At 65.2% G+C, this 10,195-nt stretch carries 9 protein-coding genes; 3 read left to right on the forward strand and 6 right to left on the reverse strand.

Annotation, left to right across the window (positions count from 1 at the left end; genetic code table 11):
• Positions 1-3: 3 nt before the first annotated feature.
• The 4 genes from EN780_RS18655 to EN780_RS18670 all read right to left on the reverse strand — a co-directional run bounded on the left by EN780_RS18655 (position 4) and on the right by EN780_RS18670 (position 4,306).
• On the reverse strand, positions 4-1,002 hold the full coding sequence (locus EN780_RS18655) for an ABC transporter ATP-binding protein (RefSeq protein WP_127393328.1): 999 nt from the start codon (positions 1,000-1,002) through the stop codon (positions 4-6).
• A gap of 169 nt (positions 1,003-1,171) precedes the next feature.
• Positions 1,172-2,326: an ABC transporter substrate-binding protein gene (locus tag EN780_RS18660; RefSeq protein ID WP_127282456.1), complete on the reverse strand. Its 1,155-nt coding sequence runs from the start codon at positions 2,324-2,326 to the stop codon at positions 1,172-1,174.
• Between the two features lie 220 nt (positions 2,327-2,546).
• Entirely contained in the window at positions 2,547-3,458 is a 912-nt protein-coding gene (locus EN780_RS18665) for a LysR substrate-binding domain-containing protein (RefSeq protein ID WP_127282457.1), read from the reverse strand.
• Positions 3,459-3,532: 74 nt separating this feature from the next.
• Positions 3,533-4,306 carry a DeoR/GlpR family DNA-binding transcription regulator gene (locus EN780_RS18670; protein WP_128274955.1) on the reverse strand — a complete coding sequence of 258 codons (774 nt, stop codon included), beginning with the start codon at positions 4,304-4,306 and terminating at the stop codon, positions 3,533-3,535.
• Between the two features lie 403 nt (positions 4,307-4,709).
• On the opposite strand from EN780_RS18670, the gene EN780_RS18675 reads away from it, so the two are divergent.
• Both EN780_RS18675 and EN780_RS18680 read left to right on the forward strand, forming a co-directional pair.
• The gene (locus EN780_RS18675) at positions 4,710-5,597 is read left to right on the forward strand and encodes a phosphotransferase family protein (RefSeq protein ID WP_127282459.1); all 888 of its coding nucleotides are present in this window, start codon (positions 4,710-4,712) and stop codon (positions 5,595-5,597) included.
• A complete protein-coding gene (locus tag EN780_RS18680; RefSeq protein ID WP_128274956.1) occupies positions 5,594-8,035 on the forward strand; it encodes an FAD-dependent oxidoreductase in 2,442 nt (813 codons plus the stop codon). The genes EN780_RS18675 and EN780_RS18680 overlap by 4 nt, the downstream gene beginning before the upstream one ends.
• Before the next feature lie 4 nt (positions 8,036-8,039).
• On the opposite strand, the gene EN780_RS18685 is transcribed toward EN780_RS18680, so the two are convergent.
• Positions 8,040-8,672, reverse strand: coding sequence for a class I SAM-dependent methyltransferase (locus EN780_RS18685; protein WP_127282461.1), 633 nt, complete (start codon positions 8,670-8,672; stop codon positions 8,040-8,042).
• A 110-nt stretch (positions 8,673-8,782) separates the two neighbouring features.
• Here EN780_RS18685 and EN780_RS18690 point away from each other — a divergent pair, with 110 nt between their 5' ends.
• On the forward strand, positions 8,783-9,685 hold the full coding sequence (locus EN780_RS18690) for a phosphotransferase family protein (protein ID WP_127282462.1): 903 nt from the start codon (positions 8,783-8,785) through the stop codon (positions 9,683-9,685).
• 18 nt (positions 9,686-9,703) lie between these two features.
• Here the strand turns inward: EN780_RS18690 and EN780_RS18695 are convergent.
• On the reverse strand, positions 9,704-10,195 hold a 492-nt coding region (locus tag EN780_RS18695), incomplete at its 5' end, for a DMT family transporter (RefSeq protein ID WP_133372643.1).

A 10,195-nucleotide genomic window follows, 5' to 3' on the forward strand; every position in this document is an offset into this window, starting at 1 on the left:
CAATCATGCCGGCTCATCCATCAGATGCAGGTGCTCGCGATTGAACGTCAGCGCCACCGCTTCGCCTTCCGCCGGCAGTTTTGTGACGGCCGGTACGATGGCGTGCAGCCTCAAGCCGTCGACATCGAGCGCCAGTCTCGTGGTGGCGCCGAGATAATTCGTCCCGACCAGGCGCGCGGTAACGCCATCGCCTTTCGCTGCGCGGCCTATGCGGATGGATTCGGGGCGCAGACTGCCCCAGCGATGCTGGCCGCAATAGCGCTGGACGAAATCCGGCGGCAGCACGTTGGACGAGCCGACGAAGTCGGCGACGAAGCGTGTCCTCGGGCGCTGGTAGATGTCTTCAGGCGTGCCGATCTGCATGATCCTGCCGTCGTTGAAGACGGCGACGCGGTCGGCCATCGACAGCGCCTCGCCCTGGTCGTGGGTGACGAAGACGAAGGTGATGCCGAGCGCCTTCTGCAGCGACTTCAACTCCTCCTGCATGTTCTCGCGCAGCTTGAGGTCGAGCGCGCCGAGCGGTTCGTCGAGCAGGAGCACCTTGGGCTGGTTGACCAGCGCGCGGGCGAGCGCGACGCGCTGGCGCTGGCCGCCGGATAGCTGGCCGGGACGGCGGGCGCCATAGCCAGGAAGCCTGACCAGCGACAGCGCCTCTTCCGCCGCCTTATGGCGCTCCGGCTTGCCGACGCCCTTGACCATCAGCCCATAGGCGACATTGTCGAGGACATTCAGATGCGGAAAGAGCGCGTAGTCCTGGAAGACGGTGTTGACGTTGCGGCGGTAGGGCGGGACGCCCTCGGCGCGCTCGCCGAAAATGGAGATCGAGCCCGAAGTCGGCTGCTCGAAGCCGGCGATCAGGCGCAGGCAGGTGGTCTTGCCGGAGCCCGACGGGCCGAGCATGGCGAAGAACTCGCCGGGCGCGATGTCGAGATCGACGGCGTCGACGGCGCGAACGCTGCCGAAATGGCGGGAGACTTTTTGAAAGGATACGGCCGAGGTCATGGGCTGTCAGTCAGTTGCCGGTTTGGTTCTGTCGGATCGCGATAGCGCGCTGCTTCACCTCCCCCTCGATGGGGGGAGGTCGCGGCGAAGCCGCGGGTGGGGGTGGCTGGCACGGACCCCCACCCCGACGCTGCGCGTCGACCCTCCCCACAAGGGGGAGGGTAATGGATCACCGTCCGCCGATGACGCCGATATAGTCAGACACCCAGCGGTAATAGGGGACGCACTGGTTGTTCTCGCTGGCGCATTTCGACACCGGCGTCTTCCAGAACTTGATCTTGTCGAAATTGTCGTACCCGTTGGTCTTGCAGCCTTCGTCGCCTAGCAGTTCATTGCCCTTGCAGGCGGCGGGCACCACCGGCAGCGAGCCGAACCAGGCCGAGACATCGCCCTGAACCTTGGGCGACAGCGAGTGCTCGAGCCACATATAGGCGCAGTTCGGATGGGCGGCGTCGGCCTCCATCATGGTGGTGTCGGCCCAGCCGGTGACGCCTTCCTCCGGCACGGTCGAGGAGACCGGCTTCTTGGCGGCGACCAGCGTGTTGACCTGGTACGGCCACGAGCCCGAGGCGACGACGCCCTCGTTCTGGAAATCGTCGACCTGGATCGCGGCATCGTGCCAGTAGCGGCCGACAAGCGTGCGCTGGACGCGCAGCAGGTCGAGCGCAGCCTTGTACTGGTCCTCGGTCAGTTCGTAGGGATCCTTGATGCCGAGCTCCGGCTTGTGGAACATCAGGTAGTTGGCGGCGTCGGCGATGTGGATCGGACCGTCATAGGCCTGAACGCGGCCCTTGTTCGATTTGCCGTCAGGCAGGTTCATCTCCTCGAAGACGACATTCCAGCTCTTGGGCGCTTCCTTGAAGACGTCGGTGTTGTACATCAGCACGTTCGGGCCCCACTGATAGGGAACGCCGTAATGCACCTTGTCGACCGTGAACCAGGGGGCGTCCTTCAGCCGGTCGTCGACGCTCTTCCAGCTCGGGACGAGATCGGTGTTGATCGGCTGCACGCGCTTGCCGGCGACGAGGCGCAACGAAGCATCGCCCGACGCGGTGACGAGGTCGAAGCCGCCCTCGTTCATCAACGAGACCATCTCGTCCGACGTGTTGGCGGTCTTGACGTTGACCTTGCAGCCGCTCTCCTTCTCGAAGGAGGTGACCCAGTCATAGCCCTTGTCGGTTTCGCCGCGCTCGATATAGCCCGGCCAGGCGACGATGTTGACCTCGCCCTCGCCCTTGCCGAGTTCCTTGACCTGGGCGACGGCCTGGCCGGAGAAGGTCAGCGCGACCGTCAATGCAGTGCACGACTTCAGGAATGAATTCATCATCGATCTCCCATTTTGGCGCATGTCTCCGATAAGATCACGCGCACCCTCAAAACATTGAAGCGTCCGCCGACCAGGAAAATGGGCGGCGCTCCAAGGGGCCGCACTCTGCGGCGGCTTTTGGTTCCCTAACCGGAGGTTGCTGCGAAATTCCCGGTTTCGCAAATTCATTTATCAGAAAGCCGATATCGGTTTTTCCGATAGATAAATGCGCGAGCTTTCAGGGGCGCTGGCGGACCATGCGCTGCGACTGGGCAAGGCCGATGAAGTCGCGCGCGGCCTGCGGCAGGCTGGAGCCGCGGCGCCAGACCATGCCTACCTGGACCACCGGCAAGGCGCCGGAAATATCGCGCGATTCGATGCGGTCGCCTTCCAGCGACCATGGCCGGTAGACGAGGTCGGGCAGCAGCGCCACGCCGGCGCCGGTGGCGACGAGGCTGCGCACCGCCTCGACCGAGCGGGTGCGGAAGGCGACATGCGGCCTGGCGCCGAGCGCCGCGAGCAGCTTGCCGGTGTTCTCCTCGATCTCGTCGACGGTCAGCATGATCAGCGGCTCCGAGACGATGTCGCTGAGATCGATAATGTCGGCGCTGGCGAGTTTGTGGCTGAGCGGCACCCACAGGCGATAGGCCGAGACCTCGAGGATTTCCGACTGCAGCGCGGTGCGGTCGCGCAGGTTCGAGGTGACCATGACGGCGATATCGAGCTTGCCGCCGATCAAAAGGTGCTCGAGATAGTCGCCATTGTCCTCGATGGCCGAGACCTCGACACCGGGATAGGCGCGACGGTAGCGGGCGAGAAGATCGGACAGCACATAGCCGGCGACCAGCGAGGTGACGCCGAGCTGGAGGCGGCCGCCGGCCACCAGCTGGTCGCCGAAGAAGGCGCGGCGGGCGTCCGACACATCGGCGAGGATCTTGGTCGCGTGGCGCAGGAACTGGTGGCCTTTGTGGGTGATGTTGAGGCCGCGCGGATGGCGCTCGAACAGTTCGACGCCGAGGTCGCTTTCCAGTTCCTTGATCGCCTCGGTGACCGAGGATTGCGAGATGGAGAGGTTCTGCGCGGCGCCGGACACGGTGCCCTGCTCGGCGACGGCGACGAAGAACTGCAGCTGGCGGATGGTGAAAGCCATGGCGGGACTAAACACTGGCGCAGGGCGGAAGGAAAGCGGGCCACTTGGCGGCCCACAACATCGCTGTCCCGGTCTTAGCTGTCGTCGCCACCGGCTATGCTGATCCGCCCGCCGGCCGCGGCGAGCGCGGCGGCGATGTCGCGCGGCGGCGGCAGGTCGGTGGCGAGTTCGGAAAAGCCGTCGAAGCCGCAGACCCGGACCAGACCCTGGCGGCCGAACTTGCTTTGATCGGTGACCACCACAGAGCGCTGGCCGCGCGACAGCACCATGCGGGCGAACTCCGCCTCTTCCAGATCGTAGTCCATCAGGCCGGCGACGGCGTCGACCGCGCCGATGGAGATCACCGCGTGGCTGACGGAGAAGCGGCTGACGAAGTCGATGGCCGAGACGCCGAAGGCGGCGCCGGAATCGCTGCGCAACTCGCCGCCGGCCATGTAGACCTTGTTGCCGTTGACGGTGGCCAGCGTGCGGGCGATGTCCGACGAATTGGTGACGACGGTGAGCCGCCGGTGGCCGAGCAGCTCGCGGGCAAGGAACGAAGTGGTCGTGCCGGTATCGAGCATGACCGACTCGCCATCGCGTATGGTGGCGGCGACCATGCGGGCAATGGCGCGCTTGGCGTCGGCATTCTCGCGCATGCGCCGCTCGAACGGCGCTTCGCCCGCCATTGCCGGCAGACTGACGGCGCCGTGCATCTTCAGGATCGAGCCGTCATTGGTGAGTGGCTTGACGTCGCGGCGCACGGTCTCCAGCGAGACTCCCAGCCGGTCGGCCAGGCTGGCGATGGTGATGGTGCCCTCCTCGTTGAGGAGCCGCAAAATCTCGCCATGCCGTTTCGAATGGATCATACGGGCTTCCAGGATTTTGACCGATTCTAAGGCAATCCTGCCGTTTTTAAAGGAAGTGCTTATACTTTCGGGCAAAACACCCAAAAAAAGTCACGGCTTTTGATTGACAGCCGACCAACACTGGCGTGAGATCGAAGAAAGGTGACAGGCTCGAAAGCGCCACGGGAAGGTGATGGCGGAGCCGCAATTCACGGACCAGATCACCCGGAACGGGCCTGGTGCAAGGCATTTTCAGATCCGCGGGGGCGGATGCCGGGATCACAAACCTGGCCAAGGGGCTCGTCGGTGCGGTGCGGGATACCGGTCCTGGCGTCCCGCACCGACGAGATTTTCCCATTCCCCTCCGCCGTCGCCGCCCTGTCCGTGGCGCTTTGTCGAAGCTCAGCCTAACCAGGGATAGACCGTGACCGTCGAAGACCGCATCCGCGCCCTGCCCTGCTGGACCGGCACGATCGAGATTGAGCCGCTGCCGGGCGGCCTGAGCAACGCCAACTACCTGGTCCAGGACGCGGCCGGACGGCATGTGGTGCGCTTCGGCCAGGATTTTCCGTTCCACCACGTCTTTCGCGAGCGCGAGGTGATGACCTCGCGCGCGGCGCATGCCGCGGGCTTCGCGCCGGCCGTCCGCTATGCCGAGCCGGGCATCATGGTGACGCAGTATCTCGGCGCCAGGACCTATACCGCCGAGGACGTGCGCGCCAACATCGGCCGCGTCGCCGCCCTGATGCGCGGCTTCCACCGCGAAATGCCCAATCACGTCTCCGGCGCCGGTTTCATGTTCTGGGTGTTCCACGTCATCCGCGACTATGCGCGCACGCTGGATGAAGGCGGCAGCCGCAAGCGGGACGAATTGCCCCGCTACCTGACGCTCGCCGATGAACTGGAACGCGCGCAAAAACTGCTGCCTATCGTCTTCGGCCACAACGATCTTTTGCCGGCCAATATTCTCGACGACGGCAACAGGCTGTGGCTGATCGACTTCGAATATGCGGGCTTCAACACGGCGATGTTCGACCTTGCCGGCTCGGCCTCCAACGCCGGCCTGAGCGACGAGGAATCCTTCGCCCTGCTCACCGCCTATTTCATGAAGGAGCCCGACGACGCCATCCGCCGCTCGCATGCGGCGATGCAATGCGCCTCGCTGCTGCGCGAGGCGATGTGGAGCATGGTCTCCGAACTCTATCTTGACGCGCCCGGCATCGACTACGTCGCCTACACCGAGGAGAATCTGACGCGGCTCGACGCGGCGCTGGACCACTACCAGACCAAATACGGAAGGCTGAGCCCATGACTTTGCCCAGCCAGGCCGGGATCGTCGTCATCGGCGGCGGCATCATCGGCTGCTCGACGGCCTATCATCTGGCGCGCGACCACAAGGCCGATGTCGTGCTCCTGGAGCAGGGCAGACTGACCTCGGGCTCGACCTGGCATGCGGCCGGGCTGGTCGGCCAGCTGCGTTCGTCGGCCTCGATCACGCGCGTGCTGAAATACTCAGTCGAGCTCTACAAGGGGCTGGAGGCCGAGACCGGGCTCGCCACCGGCTGGAAGATGACCGGGTGCCTCAGGCTGGCCACCAATGCCGACCGCTGGACTGAGTTCAGGCGGCTGGCGACGACGGCGAAAAGCTTCGGCATGGACATGCAATTGCTGTCGCCGGACGAGGTGAAAAAGATGTGGCCGCTGATGGAGACCGGCGACCTCGTCGGCGCCTCCTGGCTGCCGACCGACGGGCAGGCGAGCCCCTCCGACATCACCCAGTCGCTGGCCAAGGGCGCGCGCATGCATGGCGCGAAACTGTTCGAGGAGGTGCGCGTCACCGGCTTCGCGATGAAGGACGGCCGCATCACCACGGTGAAGACCGACAAGGGCGACATCGCCTGCGACAAGGTGGTGAACTGCGCCGGGCAATGGGCCCGCCAGGTTGGCGCGATGGCCGGCATCAACGTGCCGCTGCAGCCGGTCAAGCACCAGTACATCATCACCGAGAAGATCGACGGGCTGGCGACCGACGCGCCGACGATCCGCGACCCCGACCGCCGCACCTACTTCAAGGAAGAGGTCGGCGGGCTGGTGATGGGCGGCTATGAGCCGAACCCGCAGGCCTGGACGACGGGCGACGTTCCCAACGACTGGGAATTCCGGCTGTTCGACGACGACTACGATCATTTCGAGCAGCATATGGCGCAGGCGATCGAGCGCGTGCCGGCGTTGGCCCATGCCGGCGTCAAGCAGATGATCAACGGGCCGGAAAGTTTTACGCCGGACGGCAATTTCATCCTAGGCGTGGCACCCGAATGCGCCAACATGTTCGTCGGCGCCGGCTTCAACGCCTTCGGCATCGCGTCTGGCGGCGGCGCCGGCTGGGTGCTGGCGCAATGGGTGGTCGACGGCGAGGCGCCGCTCGACCTCTGGGTCGTCGACATCAGGCGTTTTTCCAACCTGCACCGCGACCGGCAATGGGTCTGCGACCGCACGCTGGAGGCCTATGGCAAGCACTACACGATCGGCTTCCCGCATGAGGAATATCTCTCCGGCCGGCCGCGCATCGTCTCGCCGCTCTATGAACGGCTGGGCGGGCACCGCGCCGTGTTCGGTTCGAAGCTCGGCTGGGAGCGGCCGAACTGGTTCGCGCCCGACGGCGTCGAGCCGGAGGACGTCTATTCGATGGGCCGGCAGAACTGGTTCGAGGCGGTCGGCGAGGAACATCGGCATGTTCGTGAGAAGGTCGGCATCTTCGACCAGTCGTCCTTCGCCAAATACGAGATGACCGGCGCGGATGCCTTGAAATCGCTCGACTGGATCTGCTCCAACGACGTCGCCAAGCCGGTCGGCCGGCTGACCTATACGCAGCTTCTCAACACGCGCGGCGGCATCGAGGCTGACCTGACCGTGTCGCGGCTCGGCGAGGATAGGTTCTACATCGTCACCGGCACCGGCTTCCGCACCCATGATCTGTCGTGGATCGAGGACCATGTCGGCAAGGGGCTCGACGTGGCGCTCAAGGATGTCACGGAGGATTTCGGCACGCTGACGCTGATGGGGCCGCGCGCCCGCGACGTGCTGTCGGCGGTGACGGACGCGGATGCCTCCAACACCGCCTTCCCGTTCGGCCATGCGCGCGAGATCCAGATCGCCGGCCATACGGTCAAGGCGCTGCGCGTCACCTATGTCGGCGAGCTCGGCTGGGAACTGCATGTGCCGATCGCGGCGACCGGCGAGGTGTTCGACGCGCTCATGGCGGCGGGCGAGGCGCACGGCATCCGCCCGATCGGCTACCGGGCGCTGGAATCGCTGCGGCTGGAGAAAGGCTACCGCGCCTGGGGTTCCGACATCACGCCCAACGACACGCCGCAGGAGGCTGGCCTCGGCTGGGCGGTGAAGCTTCGCAAGAACACCGACTTCGTCGGCCGAAGGGCACTAGAGGACGCCGCCGGCGAGGCGCTGAAGAAACGCTTTGCCGGCTTTACTGTCGACGACCCCGCGATCGTCCTGGTCGGGCGCGAGACCATCCTGCGCAATGGCGAGCCGGTCGGCTATCTCACCAGCGGCGGCTATGGCTACACGCTGGGCAAGAACATCGGCTACGGCTATGTGCGCAACGCCGCCGGCGTCGGCGACGATTTTCTCGCATCCGGCGACTATGAGCTGGTGGTGGCGATGGAGCGGACGCCGGCAAAGATCCATCTCGAGCCGATGTACGATCCGGCCGGGGAAAAAATCAAAGCCTAGGGCTTCAGATCACGCGCAGGACCAGGCCGCGGCTGGGCACCGTGTCGGCCTCGCCGGGCATTGAGACATAGGGCGCGGTTTCTTCGACGCGGACGACCGTGCGCCCTGCCTCGAGCGCGGCGACGCGCTTAGCAAAGCCGGCCTCCCACAGCGTGTTCTTGACCGTGAGCACGATAACCCCGCCCGGCCGGCAGATGCGGATCAACTCGTCCAGACCCTCGGCGCCGACATGGCCTGAAGTGAAGACGCCTGCCGAGACGATGCCGGCATAGGCATTGTCCGCGAAGGGCAATGGCCCACCCATCGCCAGGCAGTGAAGCGCCGTGTAGACGCCTTTGGCGGCAGCCTTGTCCAGCATGCCTTGCGAAATATCGAGCGCCTCGACCTTGGGATAGCCGGTGATGGCAAGCCATTCGCCGATCAGGCCGGTGCCGGCGCCGGCATCCAGCAGCGGCGCGGCGCCGCGCGCCAGATGGCGGGCGATCAGCGCCAGGCAGATCGTCGGATGGCGATAACCGGCCGCCGACATGTCGGCGTCGTAGGTCTCGGACCAGCGGTCGTAAAGCGCTGCCACCTCTTCCGGCCGCTTCGCCGCGTAGGCCGCGGTGAGCGGTCCAAGATGCTTGCTGTCTGCCATCTTTCTGTTGCCGCCGCCTGATCGAGTCGACTTTGATCGGATGATAGCCAAATGGCGAAAATTGTGGAACCGTTCCTCCATAAACAAGGTGAGAAGGTAAACACGGGGGCATAATGACGGACGAGGCACGCGCGGCATTGGCCGCGATTCCGGTGCTGGCGGGCTACCAGGGACCGCTGGAACGGCTCGGCGGCCTGACCAATCTCGTCTACAGGGCCGGCGATCTTTGCCTGCGCATCCCCGGCAAGGGCACCGAGGAGTATATCAACCGCGCCAATGAGGCGGTGGCGGCGCGCGAGGCGGCCAAGGCCGGGGTCAGCCCCGAGGTGCTGCATGCCGACGCCGCGACGGGCGTGCTGGTGAGCCGCTACGTCGCCGGTGCCGAGACGATGTCGCCGGAGAAGTTCAAGACGCGGCTCGGCAGTCCGGCGCGCGCCGGCGAGGCCTTCCGCAAGCTGCATTCATCCGGCGCGGTGTTTCCGTTCCGCTTCGAGCTGTTTGCGATGATCGACGACTATCTCAGGGTGCTGTCGACCAAGGATGTGGCGCTGCCCGCCGGCTATCACGACGTGGTGCGCGAGGCCGACAGCGTGCGCGCGGCGCTTGCCGCCCACCCCATTCCAATTGTCGCCTGCCACTGCGATCCGCTGTGCGAGAATTTTCTCGATACCGGTGACAGGATGTGGATCGTCGACTGGGAATATTCGGGCATGAACGATCCGCTCTGGGACCTCGGCGATCTCTCCGTCGAAGGCAAATTCGACGCCGCGCAGGACGAAGAATTGATGCTCGCCTATTTCGGCCGCGCGCCGAAGCCCGCCGAGCGCGGCCGCGTCGTCATCTACAAGGCGATGTGCGACCTTCTGTGGACGCTGTGGGGGCTGATCCAGCTCGCCAACAACAATCCGGTCGACGATTTCCGCGCCTATGCCGACGGCCGTTTCGTCCGCTGCAAGGCGTTGATGGAGACGGCGGAGTTCTCGCGGCATCTTGCGGCGATACGCAAGGGTTAGCCGCCCGAACTGCGAGCCCTAGTTCACGCCCTTCGGCACGTTCTCGGGGGGAACCACCGTCTCCACCACCTTCTGGCGATGGAAGATGAAGATGCCGGCGAGCACGACGATCGCCGAGCCGACCAGGATGCGAAGGCTTGGCACGTCGCCGAAGAAGGCCAGACCAAAGACGATCGCCCACAGAAGCAGGCTGTAGTGCAGCGGCGCCAGCGTCGAGGCCGGAGCCAGCTTCAGCGCCCTGGTGATCATCAGATGGGCGGCGCAGGAGACGACGCCGAGCAACAGCATGGCGCCGAAATCGAGCGCGGACGGTGTGCGCCAGGCGCCGATGGTCAAGACCCCGCCGACAATCAGCGTGCCGATGGTCTGCCAGGTGACGAGCGTTGTGTCGCTGGTGCCGCGCAGACGACGGCCAAGGATGATGGCGAAGCCGAAAGCGATGCTGCCGACCAGCGCAAAGCCGGAAGACATTGAGAAGGCGGCAGAGGACGGCTTCAGGATGATGAGCAC

It is taken from the genome of Mesorhizobium sp. M4B.F.Ca.ET.089.01.1.1 (assembly GCF_004022605.1).
Taxonomy (GTDB): domain Bacteria; phylum Pseudomonadota; class Alphaproteobacteria; order Rhizobiales; family Rhizobiaceae; genus Mesorhizobium; species Mesorhizobium abyssinicae.